Below are 19,296 nucleotides of genomic sequence, written 5' to 3' on the forward strand. Positions count from 1 at the left end.
CCGGTTATTTGGGTAGTCCGCGCCGGAGTTGGCTGCGCACGTGGCGAATGTCGCGGCGATCGGGCTTGAAAGGGTATGAAGCAATGTCGCGCGGCGGCGAGTCGCCATAGGGGCGGTCGCAGGCGGACACATCGGCGGCCTCCTTGCCCGGGCAGCCGGACGTGCGGAAGGCCACGCCCGCGTCGACGATCGCGTCGACTTCGTCCTGCGGCAGACCAAAATCGACGAGTTGGCCGCGCTCGTCGAAACGCATGTGCTGCAGGGAATGGCTTCGATAGTCGATGAGATAGCGGGCGAGCTGGATGCGTCGCCATTGCGGGCGCGGCGCCGGCGGGAGATGATCCATCAACGAGCCCTGTTCGGGAAAGAACGCGAACAGGTGGCTGTGGCCGCCGAGGTCGCGAATTCTCTGCACCTGCGAGAGAACGTCGTGGTCGCTCTCGCCCATCCCGACGATGAGATGGGCGCCGAAACGTTCCGGGCCAAATATCTCGGCGGCAGCCAGCAGGATCTCCCAATATTTGTTCCAGCTATGCGGCGATTGAACCCCGCGGCCGCGGGTGCGGTCAAAGATGACCGGGTTGGCTGCATCGAGCGCGACCGTAAATATCTCGGCGCCGAGATCCTTGAGCTCCTGCACATCCAGTCGCGTCATCGTCGTCGGGTTGGACAGGATGGACACGGGTACGTGCCTGATGCGTTCAACCCATTTCCGCAGGACAATGCGGGTGTCCTGGTCCGACCGCGGATGCGTGATCATGCTGATACACATGCGATGGAAGCGTCCGCCGTCGCCGCCCGATGCGACGATGTCAATCACCTGGTCGTAGGGCACCGCAGGCCAGTCGACCCGAATGAAGTTGCGGTCGGCATAGTTGCGCTCCGCTTCGCGATGGCGCGCAAGCCCGCAATAGGCGCAGTTGGCGCGGCAGCCCTCCGGGTAGGTCAGCAGCAGGTTCAGGCAACGGGTGCAACTGGTGCGATGCATGTACCCGTTCATGATGCCGAGGGTGATCGCCGCTGCCGTCGACATTTGCACGTACTCGGGCGACCGCATGTTCGGCGTCAGAACATTGTCGTTCGGCAGGTACGTGCCGACCGGCCGCACATCCTGCGCTCTCACGCGCCCGCCGTTGCGCGCTTCCGCCGGCACGGCGCCGGGCGCGCGCGGCTGCATGGCTTCGGCCGCGTTGAAGGTGCGCGTCTCCCCGGTGAGGAAATCCGGCACCGGATGCGTCGGTCCTTCGAGACAGCTCATGACGTCCTCCCCTGGTCCTGCATCTTCACGCCCAATAGTTCGGCGAACTGATCCACCCCTCGGCGAGCGCAGTCGCGTCGGGGCGGCGGCCGTCGCCATAGTGCGCCAGCACTTGCCGTCGTCGCCGCAATGCCCGGCTCAAGGCCGCATCGAAAATGTCGCCGAGCTCTTCGTCATAGTCATCGAGGGCGCCGCGGCGGCCGGACAGCATGTCTGCCGCGGCGTGCCCGGCGAGTGCCCCCGATTGCACGGCGGAGGCGATGCCGGCGCCGGTCACGGGGTTGGTCAGGCCTGCCGCATCGCCGGCCAGCAACACCTGGGTTGCGCCGAGCCGGCCTGTCGAACCCACCCTGCCGCCCACGGGTATCGCCCCGCCCGTCAACGCGAACGGGCGCGTTCCGATGCGGCGCGATGCCGACAGCGAGGCGAAGAGCGCGGCGAGCATCGGTTTCAGTCGCCGCCGGTCCTCTATCATGATGCCGACGCCGATATTGGCCACGGCGCCCTTGGGAAACAGCCAGCCATAGCCGCCGCGGTAGTCGGCGCTCAGGAAGATATCCGTGGCATCGTGCGGCACGATCAGCGGCGCGGTCAGTTGCCTCGTATCGACAAGCGCGCGATTGGTCTGGCCGATAGCCGCGCCGACGCGCGAGCGAGGGCCGTCGCAGCCGATGAGGACGCGCGGTTTCAGGGCAAGACCATCGGACGTATGAACTGTGCCGTCGAAATCGATGGCAACCACGGAGGTGCCGTATCGGCACGCGGTTCCCGCGTTCGCCGCCTCATCAGCAAGCATTCGATCGAAGGCGGCGCGATCGATCATCCAGCCGCAGAAGTCCCGCGTTTCCTCGCAATCCGTCGCTTCGGTGAAGGTCAGCATGCGCGTGATCTTCTGTTCGGCGACGGCCGTGATGTTCGGAACGTCCCGCTCGATCATGGCGGGCACGAACTCGGCACACTGGACCGGGCGACCCGCCTCGAGCCGGCGATCCACGGCGACGACGCGGTAGCCGGCCTTCGCGGCAATCGCAGCCGCACGGCTCCCGGCCGGTCCAAGCCCGACGACGACGATATCCGCTGCCTCGGCGTTCATGGTGCACCTCAGGCTGCGCAAGCCCGCCGTCCGGCGAGGCCGTCAAGCGCGATCGAGCAGCAGGCATGCTCCTGCTCGACCGGCCGGCCGATGGCGCGGGCGAGAGCCACGATGCCGTCCGCGGGATAGGCGATACCGTCAAATCCCGCCATGACGGCGTATGCGTCGGTCATCAGCTTATGGCGGCCCGCGGGGCGGATACAGCCAAGTTGAACCGGCGCGTGACTGATGCGTTGCCGCGCGGCGACCAGCACCTTCGCCACGTCGTCGGTGGATATCGTAGCGAAGGGCCGATCCGGCGGCGCATAAATCGGAGTCACCACCACCAGGATCAACGCGGCAACCGGATGGCGCGAAACGATGTCCAGAGCGGTCTCCTCGCCGAGTAGCCGGCCATAGTGCAGACCGATGACGATGTGTGGCACGACCTGCATCTTGGTGCCCGAGAGCGCGGCGAGCGTCGCCTCGAAATCCGCGACAGGACGGTCGAGGTGATAGACTTCGCGGATCGTCTGCTCCGAGCCGATCACGTCGAGCATCGCGACGTCGACCCCGGCGGCCTCCATGGATCGGGCGCGCCGTTCGTCGAGCAACGCGGAATGGACGGCGATGCGCAGATGGGGAAAGTCGCGCTTGAGCCTTTCGATGGTCGGATAGAAGCGATCGTACGGAACCTCGTTGCGGCGGTTGGATCCGCCTGAGAGCAGGAACCCGCGCAGATCCTTGAGCAGAATGAAATCGCGCACCTTGCGGTCGAGTTCGTCCGGTGTCGTTGCCGCGATCATCGGCTCGAGGATCTTCGCCTGACAGTGATCGCAATTCAGCGCGCAAACGCCGCCCGTGATGGAAAAGGCGGGAAAACTCGCTTTGCCGCAGCCCTTGAGTTCCTCGCTGGCATAGGCGCGGAACGTCGGCGTGTAGAACCGCATCGGTCCGAGTGCGCGCTCGCGGGCTGCCGCCTCGAGTGCATCGACGAGCCCGCGATCAAAACGCAGGTCGTCGAGCGGCTCGATCTCCTGCAGCTTCTCATACCACGCCATTGCGTTCCTCGCTTTTCATATGCGAAAAAACATATATTGTCGGTCCGCCGTCGGCTTCGGCCGTCATTGATGCCTCATCAGTTGTCGCGGTTCGCCATGAAGACACTCTGCGTCTTGCAGCATTTTGAGGCGGACTATCTCGGCTTGATGGAAGACCAGTTCGAAGGCCGCAACGTCGGCTTTCGCTATTGCCGGCCGTTTACGGCCGGAGGATCGATACCTGCGACGGCCGGGGACTTTGACGGCCTCGTTGTTCTTGGCGCCGGACCGCTCGGAGTCGTCAGCGGCAACCTGCTTCCGAGCCTTGGGCCCGAGTTGCGGTTGGTACAGGATTTCCTGGCGCGCGACCTGCCCGTCATCGGCATCGGAGCTGGCAGCTGCATAGTTGCAACCGCGTGCGGCGGCGGCACTCAGGAAGCTCCGCTCCGCTTCGTTGTGGAGACGGCCCGACGGGTCGATCCCGCGGCGCTCGGCGGTCATCTGCCGCAATCCTTTCCCGTCGCGATCTACATGCGCGATCGCCCGGTGCTGCCGGCCGATGCCCGTGTTCTCGCGATCGACGCTGCGGGGGAGCCGGCGGTGTTTCAGCTTCGTGATAACTGCTTCGGGTTCCTCGGCCATCCCGGAATCAAGTCGGCCATGATCGAGGATCTGATCATGGAATCCGAAGAATGTCCTGATCGCACGGCGGAAACGCTCGCCGACCTGCGCGTGGTGCAGCGCGAGATCGCTGCGGCGCTCGGACCGCTGATGATTGGTTTGATCGAGTCGACGCATTTGATGCGGCCGCTCCCGTAGGACCGTTCTCCCGAGCAACGAATTATTTTCTTCAGCCTATAGATGTCATTCAAAAAATGGAATATGTTTTGTGCGTTCGTCCGACGGATTGGATGAATTCGATGTGAGCTTGTTGTTCACCCAGGACTTCGGTTCTTGGGCATGTTGATCTTCATCAACTCCAAGGTGATGCGCCTCAAGATAAACTTATTGTGCACGCTCGTGTGTCGATGTGCGTTGCGCACGCTCAATAGCAGATGATCGGGAGGACATCGTAAGAATGGCCAAAAAGCTCATCATCATCATGGTCAATACCGATCCTCGCAACGGCGAGGAACTGGGCGCGCCGTTCTTCCAGGCCACCGTTGCCGCGGCGATGGACTACGAGGTGGAGGTCGTCTGTACCGCGACGTCGGGGCAGCTCATGAAAAAGGGCGTGGCAGAGAAGCTCGTGGTCAAGCCCGGGTCTCCGAAAACCGTCTATGACTTCATCAAGGACGCGCACGGAGCGGGAGTGAAGTTCTATTGCTGCTCTCCGAACCTCGATCTGTTCGACATGACCGAGCAGGACCTGATCCCTGAATGCGAGGGCATCGTCGGGGGTGCAAAGGTCATCGAAGAGGTGATGGAAAACGATAATGCCAAGGTGCTGACCTACTGAGGAGAGCCGCCAGATGACGAGCGGAGCTTCAATCGAGCTGACCTCTATCGGCGACCCGGTCTCCGAGGCGCCGGTCGTTCCCTACGAGAAGCTGGAAGAGGTGTTCGACGACATTCGCTCGCACGTCCTCTACGATCATGAGCTGCATGGCTGTCTCAATTGCGGCATCTGCACCGCGACCTGTCCCTCGGCGCACTACTACGATTATTCACCCCGCGAGATCGTCCAGCTGCTGTGGACCGAAAATCTCGAAGGCATCTACGACGCGATGCAGGAGAAGATCTGGTCCTGCGCGCAGTGCTACACCTGTGCGGCCCGCTGTCCGTTCGAAAATTCGCCGGGCGGGCTCGTCATGATCATGCGCGAGGTTGCGATCAAGCACGGCATGCAGTCGGCGAAGGATGTGCTGCGGCCGTTCTCGCGGGTGCTTCTGAAGGTCATTTCCACGGGAAACCAGCTCGCGCCGAACATGATCACGCGCGATGCGTTTCCCGACTGGGGCCCGAACGTCGCCAAGGTCGACGCCCCGCTCAATATCCTGCGCAAGGCCATTCCGGTCCCGACCATGCACACCATGGACACGGCCTGGGAGGTCAACCTGAAGACGTCCGTCGAACTCTACACCATTTGGGAGGCGACCGGCGTGCTCGATCAGCTCGAGACGATCGACGAGAATCTGTTCGATGTCGTCAGTGACGTGATGGATGAGAAGCGCGAGGAATACAACGAGTGGCTTGAAGAGCAGCAGGAAGAATAGGCCGTTGAGACGACCACAACAGACGGCGAGATCAATCGCTGCGGTGGACGACGGAGGAAACGATGGACGAAAAGCGCAGTGACAGTCAGTCGGCTTACGCCGGCTTTGGCGCGGAGTGGCGCCCTTCCAATCTGACGCCGGGCGAGGCGCAGACAGCGACGGCCTGGGTGGAAACCCGGATCGACCGTCGCTCGATGCTGACCAACAAGGACCGTGTCCAGGACATCCGCGACGCGATGTGGGAGTTGGAGAAGGACGGCGAGATCGTCGTCCATCGGATCGACGAGCGCCACGAGCCGGTGGTGGCGCGCACGCTGTACGGCTGGGACAAGCGCATTCCCACCACCAACCTCTGGCAGCACAAATCCTGCGGACAGTGCGGCAATATCCCCGGCTATCCGTCGAGCGTGATGTGGCTGATGAACCAGCTCGGTGTACGCTATCTCGACGAGACCGATCAAACCTCTTGCACCGCCTGGAATTATCACGGCTCCGGGGTCGGCAATGTCGTCAGTCTGGCCGCCGTCTTCCTGCGCAACTTCCACCAGGCATACATGTCGGCCAAGGCGCAGGGGCTGCCGGTCGGAACCTACTTCCCGCTGGTCCACTGTGGCACGTCGTTCGGCAATTACAAGGAGATGCGCATCTTCTTGATGCATTCGGCTGAACTGCGCGAGCAGGTGAAGAAGATTCTCGGCAAGCTGGGCCGCCTGGTCGACGGCAAGCTGCTGATCCCCGAGGAGATCGTGCACTATTCCGAATGGCTGCACGTCATGCGTCATCGCATCCGGGAGCGGCAGGTCATAGACGTGAGCAGCCTTCGCGCCACCGTTCATCCGGCTTGTCACGTCTACAAGATGGTTCCGGAAGACGTGATCTATGACGACACCGTCATGGACGGCAATCGCGTCGCGGTATCGACCGGCCTGATGCAGGCGCTGGGTGCACAGGTGATCGACTACTCCACCTGGTACGACTGCTGCGGCTTCGGTTTTCGTCATATCATTGGCGAGCGTGAATTCACCCGCTCCTTCGCCATCGACCGCAAGATCAGGGTCGCGGTCGAGGAGGCGCGGGCGGACGTCATGATCGGCCACGACACGGGTTGCATCACCACGCTCGACAAGAACCAGTGGATCGGCAAAGCCGTCGACAAGGTCTACGCGCTGCCAGTCATGGCCGATTGCCAGTTCGCGGCGCTCGCCCTCGGTGCGCATCCATACAAGCTCGCGCAGCTTCATTGGCACGCCTCGCCGTTCGAGGGGCTGCTCGAGAAGCTCGGCATCGACTGGCAGAAAGCCAAAGCCGAATTCGAGGCCTACCTCGATGAAGTGAAGGCCGGCCGCATCGAGACGCTCTACGACCCCAAACGCGCGATTACGTCGGGCCCAGGCTATCTCAAGCCGACGGCGACCTTGTCAGGAGCCGCATCATGACCCGTCCCGTTCTCATCGTTGGCGGTGGGCCGTCGGGGCTTTCCGCCGCACATGCGCTGGCCGCGGCCGGCCAGCGCGTCGTTCTCGTCGAGAAGGCGGAGCAGCTCGGCGGCGCGCCGATCCAGTCGGGCTATGCCAAGCTGGTGCCGTCCGGCGAATGGGCCAAGGACGCCATCGGCGGCATGGTGCGCCGGGTCGAAACCGACAGCCGTGTCGAGATCCGAAGGCGCGCCACGGTGAAGGCCTTTTCGGGCGGCCCAGGCGACTTTCGCGTGACGCTGTCGGATGGCACGGTGCTGGAGGCGGGGGCGGCGATCCTGTGCACCGGCTTCACGCATTTCGATTCCGTCAACAAGCCGGAATGGGGTTTCGGTACCTACCCTGATGTGGTCACGACGACCCAGGTCGAGCAGATGCTCTCCTCCGGCAGGGGCGTGCGCTGTCCGTCCGACGGACGCGAGCCGGAGCGGGTCGCGATCCTGCTATGCGTCGGCTCGCGCGACCGCCAGATCGGTCGCGAGTGGTGCTCGAAGATCTGCTGCACGGTCTCCGCCAACATTGCCATGGAGATCCGCGAGGCGGTGCCACGGTGCAACGTGTATATCTACTACATGGATATCCGCACCTTCGGCCTCTACGAAGATCTCTACTACTGGGAAAGCCAGGAGAAGCATCGGGTCAAATACATCAAGGCGCGGATCGCCGAAGTGACATCGGACGCCAGGCGGCTGATCGTGAAGGGCGAGGACACGCTGGTGAAGCGGCCGATCTCGATTCCGTTCGACATGGTGGTGCACGCCATTGGCATGGATCCCAATGTCGACAACATGACGTTGTCGGCGGTGTTCGACGTCAAACTGCAGAAGCACGGCCATATCCAGAAGGCGTCGGTCTATTCCAACACATCGGCGACCTCGCGGCCCGGCGTCTTCGTCGCCGGCGCGGCGACCGGGCCCGAGACCATCGACGATTCCATCGCACAGGGCCAATCGGCAGCGATGGCCGCGCTGGCCCTGGTCCGCGGCGCCATGATGGAAGCGGCCGAGTGATGTGGCCGATCACCAGCCATAGAGGCAAGGCGGTGGCCGAGCCGACGCGGCCGGTGCTTGATCTGTCCGGCCCCAGGCTGCGGCGGGCGTTCGAGAACCTCGTGGAATCTGCCGACGACACCGGCGGCGTCGAGCGTTATGTCGGAGCGCTCGCGCTCAAGGCCTCGCTGTTCGAGGAGGTGCTGGGCAAGGGGCGGGTCAGCGAGCTGACGGAGGCCGAATTCTGCGACCTCGCCACGTTCATCACGCCGGTGCGCCGGCGTGTGGGTGCGTGGCTCGGCCGCAACGGATTTGTGGCGATGCGCAGCAGGCTCGAGGCCCTGCTGCGCGGATGGTCCGATCTCGGCACCACGGACCAGCGCGTCGCCGCGTTCGTCACGAGCTTTCCAGCCGATCGCGAGCACCGCTGGTCGCGCGATCTTGCCGCCGAGGTCCTTCATTTCACCGCGCCCGACCGCTATCCGCTGATGACGCGCTGGATGTGGGACGCCAGGGTCAATACCGGCGTGTTGCGCGAGATATGGTACGACGAGGATGCCGAGGCCGGTACGATCGCCGTCGGCGACGGCCTCGCCACTTTCACGATGCTACGCGAGGAGCTCGAAGGTTTCCTGCAGGCGAACGGTGTCTTCCGCGATCTGGCCTTCTACGTCGATCTGCTCTGCGCCCACACCTATGCAAATTATATCAACGACAAGGGCGGCCAGTTCCTGCACGCGGACTTCTGCGGCGGCTTCAAGGCAGACGCGATGGCACATACTCGGCGTCTCCTGGGACTCGATGCGGTCGATACCGAGTCGGGGCGCACCCGCCTGAAGCTGATCGATGGCAGGGCCTATGTGCTCGGGCAGCCCCGCCTGCTGAGCGAATGAGGGAACATCCATGCCGATTCACGAAAAATCGCTGATCCGGCCCGAGAACCTCGTCACGCATGAACACCTGGAAATCGATGGCGTCGATGTCTCCGGGCACTGGAGCACGTTCATCACCTCGCGCGCCATCACCGACTACAACGAGCAGATGCAGGAGGAGATCGCGGCGCTCCCGGGGGGCGAGTTCATCCACCGCTGCTGGCAATGCGGCTCATGCACCAATGCCTGCACGATCAACGCCGTGAATCCCGACTTCAACCCGCGCTATTGGATCTACCTGATCCGCATGGGCTTCGAAAGCGAGCTGCTGCGTGACAAGGACATCATCTGGCAGTGCGTCTCCTGCAACAAATGCACCTATGCCTGTCCGCGCGACGTCAGTCCGGAAGGCGTGATGAAGGCCACGGCACATTGGCTGGAGCTGAAGGGCTATACGGAGAAGAAGCCGTCCACCGCGTTCGATGAGGTCTTCTCCGAGCAGGTCTTCGCCACCGGCAAGATCGAGGAAGGCCGCGTGCTGCGCCGGTTCTTCGCGCGGACCGGGCAGTCCCTGTCGCAGGGCTGGCTTGTCGAACTGATACGCAGTCTCGCCAGCCGATTGCCGGTCGGCCTCCTGGTGAAGTTGGGACTTGCCAGCGTGATCCGTCCCCGCACGCGCGGATGGCGGGGCGCCAGCCTCGCGATCGACGAGTATGTCCGTGAGTGCGAAGCAGCTGCCCGCAAGGCGCTTCGGCTGGACGTTCAGGGAGCTGAGTGATGAGCGACAAACACAAGCAGGTCGCCTACTATCCGGGCTGCGCGCTCGAAGGAACCGGGCACGCCTACAACCGCTCGACCAAGGAGGTCGGCAAGGCACTCGGCCTCGATCTGGTCGAGCTCAAGAACTGGAACTGCTGCGGCGCCATGGAGGTCAAGAACATCGATCCCAAGCTGCAGACCTATCTGTCGGCCCGCAACCTCTCGATCGCCGATGCGATGGGGTTCGATACCGTGATGGCGCCGTGCAATGGCTGCTATCACAATCTCAAGAAGGCCGAATACGACCTCGCCCAGGATCCCGCGTCGCGCGAGGTGACGGACCGACTGTCGCGCAAGGCCGGCCACGCGACCTACGAAGCGGGCAAGGTCACGACCATTCACGCGCTCGACTGGATCAAGGAATCGGTCGGCGAACAAGGCCTCAAGGCACGCGTGAAGAACTCGCTCAAGGGCCTGAAGGTCGCCAACTACTACGGCTGCATGTACACGCGGCCGCGTCACATCTTTCCGGAAAAGGACAAGGGGCCCGGCTCGGAATCGACCTCCAAGCCCCATTTCATGGACGACCTGCTGGCCGCGGCGGGGGCCGAAAATGTCGAGTACCCCCTCAAGACGGCATGCTGTGGCGGCGCTCACACGCTGTCCGACAGTGACACCTCGACCAAGCTCGTTCTCAACCTGCTCACGACGGCCGAGGCCTGCGGCGCGGACGTGATCGCCACCGAATGCCCGACCTGCCACACCGGGCTCGAAATGCATCAGGTGCGCGCCGAAAAGGTCTTCGGCCGCAAGACGAGCGTCAAGATCCTGTACTTCACCCAGCTCCTCGGCATGGCGCTCGGGCTGTCGGCGCGCAGGGTCGGCGTGCAGGAGAACTTCTCGGATTCGACCGGTCTGTTGCGTGCGCGGGGGCTCGGCTGATGGCGGATATCGGTATCACGAGCCTCGACAACGTCGCGATGCGGCTCGACGGCATGTTGGCCGCGTCCGATGCCGCACTCTCGGCGGCCGCCGCGCCGCTTGCCGAGGAGTTGCTGCAGCTCGGCGAAACGATTCTCGAAACATGGCTCGCTGCGCACGGCGAGATCGCGACCGATCGCAAGGTCGAGACGTTTCGCCTGTTGGCGCTGCATCGGCAGGGTGCGCGCGGCGATGCAAGCTTCAACGCATGCCGCGAAACATGCCGCGAGCTCGTCTATCATTATAATCTGGTGCGCCTCGAGCCAGGCCACGCGGAGGTCGCCCGGCGGCTGCGGCTGGGCGCCATGGTCGCGCGGCACCTTATGCTGTTCATCGGAGGCAAGCTGGAGGTGGCCGGGCTCGGCGACTTCTGCTGTGCGTCCCGGACGCTACGTCAACTCGATGCATCGATGCAGACCAACGAAACTGTTTGAGACAAGGAGAAGACGATGCCCATCGTCCGCGGCTGCAACCTTCCCGACGACCTCCTCTACGACGTCGAAAACAACATCTGGTATCGCGAGAACGCCGACGGCACCGTGACGCTCGGGATGACCGCTGTGGCAGCGGCCATGGCCGGTCAGCTTGTCGCCTTCACACCAAAGAAGGCCGGCCGGTCGGTCGATGCGGGCAAGTCCTGCGCCACGATCGAATCCGGCAAGTGGGTCGGCCCGGCAAAGGTCGCCTTCAATGCGGAAATCGTCGAGGTCAACGATGCAATGAGCGCAGCGCCCAAGCTCGCCAATACGGACCCATATGGCGAGGGATGGATGGTCAAGGTGCGCCCGAAGGACTGGGCTGCTGCCAAGGCCGGCCTCGTGCCGGGCACGGCGGCCGCCGCCCCTTACGAAGCGAAGATGGCTGCCGAGAATTTCGCTGGCTGCGCGTAAGGAAGTGGATAGGCCGTGACTGAGACCGTCGCAATCAGGACATCGATGATAAGTCGCGGCCTCGCGGCCTTCATGTCGCTGCCGACCAATTTCCCGGGTGTCCTGGCCAGTCTGATCATCGCGATCGCTGCAACCTTCCTGTCCGAGCACTATGGCGGGCCGGTCATGCTGTTCGCCTTGCTGCTTGGGATGGCCTTCTATTTCCTGTCGCAGGAGGGGCGCTGTGTTGCCGGCATCGAACTCGCCTCGAAGCACATCCTGCGCGTCGCCGTCGGCCTGCTCGGGGCGCAGATCACGATTGCCGAGATCATGAAGCTCGGTCCGACGCCCGTGATCACGGTCGTCGGCGCGGTGATCCTGACCATCCTGTTCGGCGCGCTGGCCTCCCGTGCCATGGGTTTGAGCCGGCGGTTCGGAATCCTCACCTCCGGGGCTGTGGCGATTTGCGGAGCGTCGGCGGCGCTCGCGATCTCGTCGGTGTTGCCCAAGGGGGAGCAGCACGAACGCGACACGGTCTTTACCGTGATCGGCGTGACCGCGCTCAGCACGATCGCGATGATCGTCTATCCGCTGGTGATCGCAGGATTCCATCTCGATCACGCTGCAGTCGGCATGTTTCTTGGCGGCACCATTCACGACGTTGCGCAAGTGGTTGGCGCCGGCTTCAGCGTGTCGGAGGAGACCGGAAACGTCGCGACCTTCACCAAGCTGCTCCGGGTTGCCATGCTGCTACCTGTCGTGGTGATGCTGTCCTACGTGTTCCGCGCCCATCACGTCGGTAAGGCCGGGCGACAATTGCCGGGGTTCCTGGTGGTGTTCGCCGTTCTGGTGATGCTCAACAGCGCCGGCGTCATTCCCGCATTCCTGCTTGCCCTCATCAAGGACGCTTCAAGGTGGTGCCTGGTGACGGCGATCGCAGCGCTCGGGATGAAGACGTCGCTCAAGGCGATGGCCGATGTCGGCGGCCGGGCGATCGCGCTGATCGTCGCCGAGACGTTGTTCCTCGCGGTCCTCGTGCTGATGGTCGTGCGTTGGAAAGCAGGAATCCAATGATGCGCGCGGTTGCGCCTGTGAGAGATCGAACGGAGAGATGCAATGGCCGATGATAACAATACCAAGCGCATGTCGATGATTGTCACCAAGGGCACGCTGGATTGGGCCTATCCGCCCTTTATCCTGGCCACGACAGCGGCGGCCATGGGCCTCGAAGTGACCATGTTCTTCACCTTCTACGGCTTGACGCTGCTCAAGAAGAATCTCGACCTGAAGATTTCGACGCTCGGCAATCCGGCCATGGAGATGCCGATGTTTGGAATGCACATCGGCATGCCGAATCTCGTATCGGCCATCCCCGGCGTCGACGCGGCGGCGACGACAATGATGAAGAACCTGATCAAGAAAAAGGGGGTCGCATCGATAGAGGAGTTGCGCACGATGGCCATCGAAGCCGAAGTCAAGATGATCGCCTGCCAGATGACCATGGATCTATTCGAGTACACCAAGGACGACATGATCGAGGGGCCGGTGCTCGGCGGCGCTGCGACCTACATCGAGACGGCGACCAAGAGCGACATCAACCTGTTCATTTGAATGTATCACGAAGCCAGCACCAGAAATTACGGAGAGACAGGATGGCTGACCAGGTTCTCGATGCCAAGGGACTGAACTGCCCGCTGCCGATCTTGCGCGCGAAGAAGGCACTCAAGGACGTGCCGATCGGTGGGACGCTTCAAGTGCTCGCCACCGATCCCGGCGCTGTGAAGGACTTCGAGGCGTTTTGTCGCACGACCGGAAATGATCTCTTGGAATCCAAGTCGGAAGGCAAGCAGTTCGAGTTCCTGATCAGGCGAACGTCCTGACGCTACGCAATCTCTGCCACGCCGGAGTGCCTTTCGGTTTGACCGAGAGCGGAACCGCAACCAACGGAGGGGGACCGGTGCAGTCTGCGCGCTCCGCCGCCGGCGTTTCGCCGCCGTTTGCCCACGCTGCAAGGCGTACGACTGTGAAACGTCACCCTTGCGTCTTCGCTGGGGCGTCCTCGATCAGATGGTCCGCAATGATCTCCACAAGGCTCGCGAGCCCGCCTTCCCACTTCCAGTGGGCCTTGCTCTCGTCCATGGTCAGCCGGCAGTTCGAGCATGCCGAGACCATCGTCTTTGCACCGGTCTTCTCGACCTGATCCATTTTGATCTTGAATACCTTGTGGCGAAGATCGGCAGCGCGCGCGATCGCCTGCACGCCGCCCCCGCCACCGCAGCACCAGTTGAGATTTCCGGTCGGGGTCATCTCGCGGAAGTCCTTCGCGAAATCCTGCAGGAGGAATCGCGCATCTTCGGTCGCGCCGCCACGACGGGAGATCTGACAGGGATCGTGATAGGTGATCGACTCCTCGATCGGCTTCAGCCTCAGCCTGCCGTCCCGCTTGAGTTGCGCCATGAATTCCGAAATGTGCACGACTGCGAAGGGCAGGGGGCGGCCGAGAATGTTGGCGCCCGACCAGCGCAGCGCACCGAACGCGTGGCCGCACTCCGGAATCACCACCGTCTTGGCTCCCACCGCCTCGGCGGCCTCGGTGATCCGCTGAACCATGATCCTGGCGACGTCCGCCTTGCCGGCCAGATAGCCAAAATTCGTGGCTTCATAGCCCTTCGTGCTCAGCGTCCAGTCAACGCCCGCGTGGTTGAGCAGCTTGGCCATGGCCACCACGGAATCGGGGTATTTCATCGTCTCGACGGACGAGAGCGTCAGCAGAATGTCGGCCTTGTCCTTGTCGAGCGCGATGGGCACGTCGTGCTCATCTTCGAGCCATTCGATACGATCGCGCAGCTTTTCGGCCGTCACGCCCAGCGGGCTTCCATGATCGCGCGAATTGTCGGCGGCCTGCAGAAGGTCTTTCGGTCCAAGTCCCGCCTTGACGAAGGCCTGCCGTGCGCCGCCCACGATGGAAGCGATGTCGATCCCCATCGGACAGATCGTGGTGCAGCGACCGCACATGGTGCAGGTATCGAACAGCAGTTCCTCCCATTCCCTGAGGTCCTCTTCCGTGACGCGGGGGGCGAAGAGCGAGAGCGGGAATTTCTGCCGGCGATAGGCCTTGGCAATCGGAAACAGCTTGTAGGCGGGCGTGTGCCGCGGATCTCCGGAGGCCTGATAGAAGTGGCAGGCTTCGGCACAGTTCCCGCAATGGACGCAGGCCTCGAGATAGCTGACCAGATGTCCCTCGGTTCGCGCCAGGAACGCTCTGCTGGCTGCTTCGACGTCGATTTCGCCGCCCATCGCCTTACCTCACCCGCAATTGTATCAGCTCTTCGCCTTCCGGATCGATCACATGCACCGCGCACGCAATGCACGGATCGAAGCTGTGTATCGTGCGCTGGATCTCGAGCGGCTGCCGAGGATCGTGGAGGGTGTGGCGATCCATCAATGCCGCTTCGTAAGGTCCGGGCTGGCCCTTGGAATCGCGCGGTCCCGCGTTCCAGGTCGAGGGCACCACGGCCTGATAATTATCGATACGCTTGTTCTTGATCACCACCCAATGCGCCAGCGCCCCACGCGGCGCTTCCATGAAGCCGACACCCTTGGCTTCGGCGGGCCAGGTTGAGGGATCCCACTTGTTCGAATTGTGGACGTTCAGATCACCCGCGCGGATGTTGGAAAGAAGACGGTCGTACCAGGTCGACATCTGGTCGACGACGATCTTGCTTTCCAGGGCGCGCGCCGCAGTGCGTCCCATGGTCGAGAACATCGCCGTCAGCGGCAGCTCGAGCTTGCCCAGCGCGTAACCGGCCAGTTCGCGCGTCGGCTCGTGACCTTTGGCATGGAGCATCAGCACGCGCGCGAGCGGGCCGACCTCCATGACATGGCTCTTCCAGCGAGGCGCCTTCAGCCAGGAATAGCTCGCACCGACATCGAGCTGCTCGAAGGGAGGCTTGGGACCGGTGTAATGCAGATTGGTCTCGCCCTCGTAGGGATGCAGGCCTTTGTCCTTGCCGGTTGCATAGTCGTACCAGGAATGGGAGACGAACTCCTGGATTTCCTCCGAATTGTTCATGTCGACGGGATGGATCGTGGTCAGGTCGCGATTGAGGATGGCGCCCGCCGGGATCAGCCAGCTGGCCGGGTCGTCCATGCCCTTTTCGGGAAAGTCGCCGTAGGTCAGAAAGTTGCCCACGCCTTCGCCGCGCGCGAACCAGTCCTTGTAGAAGGATGCGATGGCCAGCGTGTCCGGCAGATAGACCTGCTCGACAAAATCCTTCATTCGGCCGATCACGGTCTTCACCGTCTGCAGACCGTCGATGCCGATGGCGGTGCCGCCGGTGTTCAGGCTGATCGCCGACGGGGCGCCGCCGACCAGGAAATTCGGATGCGGATTCTTGCCGCCGAAGACGGTATGGAGCTGCACCACCTCGCGCTGCCAGGCGAGCGCTTCCAAATAGTGCGCGACCGCCATCAGGTTTGCTTCGGCCGGCAGCTTGAATCCGGGATGTCCCCAGAATCCGCCTGCAAAGATGCCGAGCTGGCCGCCTTCGACGAAGGCTTTCAGTCTCTTCTGCGTATCTGCGAAATAGCCCGGGCTCGACTTCGGAAAGCTCGAGATCGATTGCGCCAGTTGCGACGTCGCCGCCGGATCGGCCTTCAACGCCGACACCACGTCGACCCAGTCGAGCGCGTGCAGATGATAGAAGTGCATGACATGGTCGTGCACATATTGTGCGGCAATCATCAGGTTGCGGATGAGTTGCGCGTTCGGCGGAATGGCGTATCCCAGCGCATTCTCCACGGCACGGACGCTGGCGATGCCGTGGACCAGCGTGCACACGCCGCATATGCGCTGCGCGAAAGCCCAGGCCTCGCGCGGATCGCGTCCTTTGAGGATCAGCTCGATGCCGCGCACCATCGTGCCGGAACTGTACGCACCGGTGATGGCGCCCTGGGGATCTGTTTCCGCCTCGATCCGCAGGTGCCCTTCGATGCGCGTGATGGGATCGACCACGATGCGCTGGTTCATATCTCAACTCCCCGGCGGCTGTAGAAGATCCCGGTCTCGCTTCTGGTCAGGAAGACGAGGAAGGCATGCATGAGCTTGCCGAACGGGAACCAGATCAGGAACAGGCACACGGTCAGGATGTGCACGGACAGGAGCGTTTCATACGGCGCCCATAGGTGGCTCACCGCGATCAGCCCTGTCACGACCGGAAGGAACGTCACCAGCCAGCTGAAGTAGTCGTCAATCGTCGAAAGCAGTCTCAAGACCGGATTCGTCATCCGCCGCGCCAGCGCAGCCAGCAGCGACGCCAGCGTGAGCACCGACGCGGCCGAGATCACGCCGGTGGGCAAATTCGGCCATGAAAAGCCGAACAATCCGCGCAGGAATAGAATGTGCTGCGCCAGTCCGAACACGACGATGGCAAGGCCGACGTGAAAGACATAGCCGTTCACCGTGCTGAACAGCGACGCGCGCAGATAGGTGTTCGCGGGCCATAGGTGACGCACGAAGCCCCGGAACGCGCCAACCACGGCGTGCGGTGCACCGGCTCGCTTCGCCGATCTGTCGTTGGTCCAGGGCAGGAGCAACAGTGACGCGAGCCGCCACACCACGCCGCCCACGAATATCGCGATTGCAATCTCGATCGCGGGCCCGCGCACGAAATCCAGCAGGCTCATGGCAGGGTCTCCCTCTCCGCTCGTTGTTTGCGCCGGCGCGCCAGCCAGGCGCTGGCGATCCCGACCGCCGCGCCCGCAGCCGCGGCGCCGCCGATGATCTCCGGATCATTCAACGTGTTTGAGGAAAGCGGCTGGTAGAAGCTGCCGCGATCCCAGAAATTCGGTTCGGAACACCCCAGACAGCCGTGCCCGGACTGGATCGGGAAGGAGACGCCACCATTCCATTTCACGGTCGCGCACGCATTGTAAGTCACGGGCCCCTTGCAACCGACTTCATAGAGGCACCAGCCCTTGCGTGCTCCCTCGTCGTCGAACTGCTTGGCGAACTGCCCCTTGTCGTAGAACGGTCGGCGATAGCAGCGGTCATGAATCGTATCGCCGAAAAACGCTTTCGGCCTGCCCTTGTCGTCGAGCTCGGGAAGCTTGTTGAAAGTCACGAAATACGCAACCGTGCCAGCGATGGCTTCCGGAATGGGCGGGCAACCGGAGACATTGATCACCGGTTTGTCGGTGATGATGTCGCTGACGGCAACTGCGCCGGTGGGGTTGGGATTTGCGTGCGGGATGCCGCCAAAGGCCGCGCAGGTCCCGACTGAGATCACCGCGGCTGCATCTGCGGCCGTCTCCTTCAGCACCTCGAGGTTGGTCTTGCCGGCGTTGGTGGAGTAGACCCCGCCATCTCTCGTCGAGACTGAGCCGTCGACCACGACGACATATTTGCCCTTGTTCTCCTTCATGGCAGCGAGGCGGGCCGCTTCCGCGGCAGCACCCGACACCGCCATCAGCGTTTCGTGATAGTCGAGCGAGATGAGATTGAAGATCATGTCCTCGATGGTCGGACCGAAAGAACGCGTCAGCGATTCCGTACAGCCCGTGCATTCCTGAAATGAGAGCCAGATCACGGATTGGCGCCGCGTATTTGCCAACGCCTCCGCCATGCCCTTCGCGGCCATGGGGGGCAACGCCAGCAGGCTGGCAAGATAGGTCGTATATTTCAGCAGGGCGCGGCGGGAGACGCCCCGGCGCGTCAAGAGCTCGCCGATCGTCTGGGTTTCATGCATCTTCGGCATCCTCTGAAGAGACGCGGTCGATCAGATCTTCAGACAGTTTGTTGCTGGCCGCAGCGATGTCGGCCGCATGGCTTGTCAGGATCTCCGGCGACGCCGTGATTTCGATGCGTTCGGCGGCGAGCTTGTCCCCGGCGCCCAGGTGGCGAACCCACCACACGCCGGCATAGCGCGTCTCCCAGATTTCGCTGATGCCGGCTGCGGTCAAAACGGCCTCCAGGTCACCATGGCCCAACCGCTCTTCCAGTTCGCTGCGGTCCGCAACCGTGAGAGGCAGGCTGCACAGATCGATCGCCGCGCAAGCGCCGGTCTTGGCAAGCACATCGAGGTGATGGGCGATCTCGCGGAGCAGGCTGTCGGTCATCCCGGTGCGGAACCCCGCTGCGGCATCCGCTTCAACTGTCATGGTGCCACCTGCTGAGGAGCGCTTTGATCTGCTGACATGCGGTGGGAATGGCCGCGCCAACCGCGGGCGTCAGCGACAGGCCCCATTGCGTGGATTCGGGTTGAACCGCGACGAGCGCCCGACGCGCCGGCTCGCAGCCGGTCAGCCGCGCCGCCGACATCAGGTCGGCAAGCGCGACCTCATGAGCCGTCCGCTTCTTTCCCGTCAGCTGCCGGTCCATCTCCGGACCTTGAAAGATCCTTACGGTGCCGGGCTTCGCGCCCAGTTCCACAGCGTCGACGGCGATGAGCGAGCCGAAATCTTCGATCTCCGAAAACAGGGACAGCCCGAGCGTCCCGCCATCCCGCAGAGCAACACGATGCGGTATCTCGCCCGTGCATTCCAGTGCATCGAGGGCCCGAATGACGTGCACGCCAATGCCGTCATCGCTCAGCAGGATATTGCCGATTCCGAGCACCAGCGTGTGGGTCGCCGCGACATGCGTCCGCATAGGAGAACTCCTGCGAGATCAGGCGCCTCATATTCTATGCAGCGAATATGATGCTCTTATCTTGATCCACGTCAAATCGAGTTCATCGAGCGGGCTATGATTTAGCACCCAAGTAAT

At 62.9% G+C, this 19,296-nt stretch carries 22 protein-coding genes; 13 read left to right on the forward strand and 9 right to left on the reverse strand.

The window, feature by feature from the left end:
* Window positions 1–4 precede the first annotated feature (4 nt).
* Genes ACQR0U_RS18675 through ACQR0U_RS18685 form a run of 3 tightly spaced genes read right to left on the reverse strand, consistent with a single transcriptional unit; the run spans window position 5 to window position 3,280 of the window.
* Complete coding sequence (locus ACQR0U_RS18675; protein ID WP_315828032.1) at window positions 5–1,228, reverse strand: radical SAM protein; 1,224 nt, start codon at window positions 1,226–1,228, stop codon at window positions 5–7.
* Between the two features lie 55 nt (window positions 1,229–1,283).
* Window positions 1,284–2,351: an NAD(P)/FAD-dependent oxidoreductase gene (locus tag ACQR0U_RS18680; protein ID WP_315828033.1), complete on the reverse strand. Its 1,068-nt coding sequence runs from the start codon at window positions 2,349–2,351 to the stop codon at window positions 1,284–1,286.
* A gap of 8 nt (window positions 2,352–2,359) precedes the next feature.
* The gene (locus ACQR0U_RS18685) at window positions 2,360–3,280 is read right to left on the reverse strand and encodes a radical SAM protein (protein WP_316192121.1); all 921 of its coding nucleotides are present in this window, start codon (window positions 3,278–3,280) and stop codon (window positions 2,360–2,362) included.
* A 207-nt stretch (window positions 3,281–3,487) separates the two neighbouring features.
* Between ACQR0U_RS18685 and ACQR0U_RS18690 the strand changes: the two genes are divergently transcribed.
* From ACQR0U_RS18690 to ACQR0U_RS18750, 13 genes are all read left to right on the forward strand, one after another.
* Window positions 3,488–4,189: a type 1 glutamine amidotransferase gene (locus tag ACQR0U_RS18690; RefSeq protein ID WP_316224342.1), complete on the forward strand. Its 702-nt coding sequence runs from the start codon at window positions 3,488–3,490 to the stop codon at window positions 4,187–4,189.
* A gap of 259 nt (window positions 4,190–4,448) precedes the next feature.
* Window positions 4,449–4,829, forward strand: coding sequence for a DsrE/DsrF/DrsH-like family protein (locus ACQR0U_RS18695; protein WP_315752123.1), 381 nt, complete (start codon window positions 4,449–4,451; stop codon window positions 4,827–4,829).
* Window positions 4,830–4,842: 13 nt separating this feature from the next.
* The gene (locus ACQR0U_RS18700; RefSeq protein WP_434843904.1) at window positions 4,843–5,586 is read left to right on the forward strand and encodes a 4Fe-4S dicluster domain-containing protein; all 744 of its coding nucleotides are present in this window, start codon (window positions 4,843–4,845) and stop codon (window positions 5,584–5,586) included.
* A 62-nt stretch (window positions 5,587–5,648) separates the two neighbouring features.
* The gene (locus ACQR0U_RS18705) at window positions 5,649–7,022 is read left to right on the forward strand and encodes a heterodisulfide reductase-related iron-sulfur binding cluster (RefSeq protein ID WP_434843905.1); all 1,374 of its coding nucleotides are present in this window, start codon (window positions 5,649–5,651) and stop codon (window positions 7,020–7,022) included.
* Window positions 7,019–8,071 (forward strand): FAD-dependent oxidoreductase, encoded by a 1,053-nt coding sequence (locus ACQR0U_RS18710; protein ID WP_434843906.1) that lies wholly within the window; start codon window positions 7,019–7,021, stop codon window positions 8,069–8,071. Before ACQR0U_RS18705 ends, ACQR0U_RS18710 begins: the two co-directional genes overlap by 4 nt.
* Window positions 8,068–8,943, forward strand: a complete 876-nt coding sequence (locus ACQR0U_RS18715) for a hypothetical protein (RefSeq protein ID WP_434843907.1) — start codon at window positions 8,068–8,070, stop codon at window positions 8,941–8,943. Before ACQR0U_RS18710 ends, ACQR0U_RS18715 begins: the two co-directional genes overlap by 4 nt.
* A gap of 10 nt (window positions 8,944–8,953) precedes the next feature.
* Window positions 8,954–9,700, forward strand: a complete 747-nt coding sequence (locus ACQR0U_RS18720; protein WP_315752118.1) for a 4Fe-4S dicluster domain-containing protein — start codon at window positions 8,954–8,956, stop codon at window positions 9,698–9,700.
* Entirely contained in the window at window positions 9,700–10,623 is a 924-nt protein-coding gene (locus ACQR0U_RS18725; RefSeq protein WP_434843908.1) for a CoB--CoM heterodisulfide reductase iron-sulfur subunit B family protein, read from the forward strand. Before ACQR0U_RS18720 ends, ACQR0U_RS18725 begins: the two co-directional genes overlap by 1 nt.
* A gap of 38 nt (window positions 10,624–10,661) precedes the next feature.
* Window positions 10,662–11,096: a hypothetical protein gene (locus ACQR0U_RS18730; RefSeq protein ID WP_316187354.1), complete on the forward strand. Its 435-nt coding sequence runs from the start codon at window positions 10,662–10,664 to the stop codon at window positions 11,094–11,096.
* Between the two features lie 15 nt (window positions 11,097–11,111).
* Entirely contained in the window at window positions 11,112–11,552 is a 441-nt protein-coding gene (locus ACQR0U_RS18735) for a glycine cleavage system protein H (protein ID WP_315715458.1), read from the forward strand.
* A gap of 15 nt (window positions 11,553–11,567) precedes the next feature.
* On the forward strand, window positions 11,568–12,605 hold the full coding sequence (locus ACQR0U_RS18740; RefSeq protein WP_434872214.1) for a YeiH family protein: 1,038 nt from the start codon (window positions 11,568–11,570) through the stop codon (window positions 12,603–12,605).
* Between the two features lie 42 nt (window positions 12,606–12,647).
* Window positions 12,648–13,142 (forward strand): sulfur carrier protein DsrE2, encoded by a 495-nt coding sequence (gene dsrE2, locus ACQR0U_RS18745; RefSeq protein WP_315715461.1) that lies wholly within the window; start codon window positions 12,648–12,650, stop codon window positions 13,140–13,142.
* A 41-nt stretch (window positions 13,143–13,183) separates the two neighbouring features.
* The gene (locus ACQR0U_RS18750; RefSeq protein ID WP_315715462.1) at window positions 13,184–13,411 is read left to right on the forward strand and encodes a sulfurtransferase TusA family protein; all 228 of its coding nucleotides are present in this window, start codon (window positions 13,184–13,186) and stop codon (window positions 13,409–13,411) included.
* A 151-nt stretch (window positions 13,412–13,562) separates the two neighbouring features.
* Here the strand turns inward: ACQR0U_RS18750 and ACQR0U_RS18755 are convergent, their stop codons facing one another.
* Genes ACQR0U_RS18755 through ACQR0U_RS18780 form a run of 6 tightly spaced genes read right to left on the reverse strand, consistent with a single transcriptional unit; the run spans window position 13,563 to window position 19,179 of the window.
* Window positions 13,563–14,828, reverse strand: coding sequence for a (Fe-S)-binding protein (locus ACQR0U_RS18755; protein WP_434872215.1), 1,266 nt, complete (start codon window positions 14,826–14,828; stop codon window positions 13,563–13,565).
* 4 nt (window positions 14,829–14,832) lie between these two features.
* A complete protein-coding gene (locus ACQR0U_RS18760) occupies window positions 14,833–16,560 on the reverse strand; it encodes a nickel-dependent hydrogenase large subunit (RefSeq protein ID WP_316164215.1) in 1,728 nt (575 codons plus the stop codon).
* Entirely contained in the window at window positions 16,557–17,216 is a 660-nt protein-coding gene (locus tag ACQR0U_RS18765; RefSeq protein WP_316187355.1) for a hypothetical protein, read from the reverse strand. The genes ACQR0U_RS18760 and ACQR0U_RS18765 overlap by 4 nt, the downstream gene beginning before the upstream one ends.
* The gene (locus ACQR0U_RS18770) at window positions 17,213–18,286 is read right to left on the reverse strand and encodes a hydrogenase small subunit (protein ID WP_316187356.1); all 1,074 of its coding nucleotides are present in this window, start codon (window positions 18,284–18,286) and stop codon (window positions 17,213–17,215) included. Before ACQR0U_RS18770 ends, ACQR0U_RS18765 begins: the two co-directional genes overlap by 4 nt.
* On the reverse strand, window positions 18,270–18,689 hold the full coding sequence (locus ACQR0U_RS18775; protein WP_315828048.1) for a hydrogenase expression/formation C-terminal domain-containing protein: 420 nt from the start codon (window positions 18,687–18,689) through the stop codon (window positions 18,270–18,272). Before ACQR0U_RS18775 ends, ACQR0U_RS18770 begins: the two co-directional genes overlap by 17 nt.
* The gene (locus tag ACQR0U_RS18780; protein ID WP_316164219.1) at window positions 18,679–19,179 is read right to left on the reverse strand and encodes a HyaD/HybD family hydrogenase maturation endopeptidase; all 501 of its coding nucleotides are present in this window, start codon (window positions 19,177–19,179) and stop codon (window positions 18,679–18,681) included. The genes ACQR0U_RS18775 and ACQR0U_RS18780 overlap by 11 nt, the downstream gene beginning before the upstream one ends.
* Between the last annotated feature and the right edge of the window lie 117 nt (window positions 19,180–19,296).

This window comes from Bradyrhizobium sp. HKCCYLRH3097 (assembly GCF_051167875.1).
Lineage (GTDB): Bacteria > Pseudomonadota > Alphaproteobacteria > Rhizobiales > Xanthobacteraceae > Bradyrhizobium.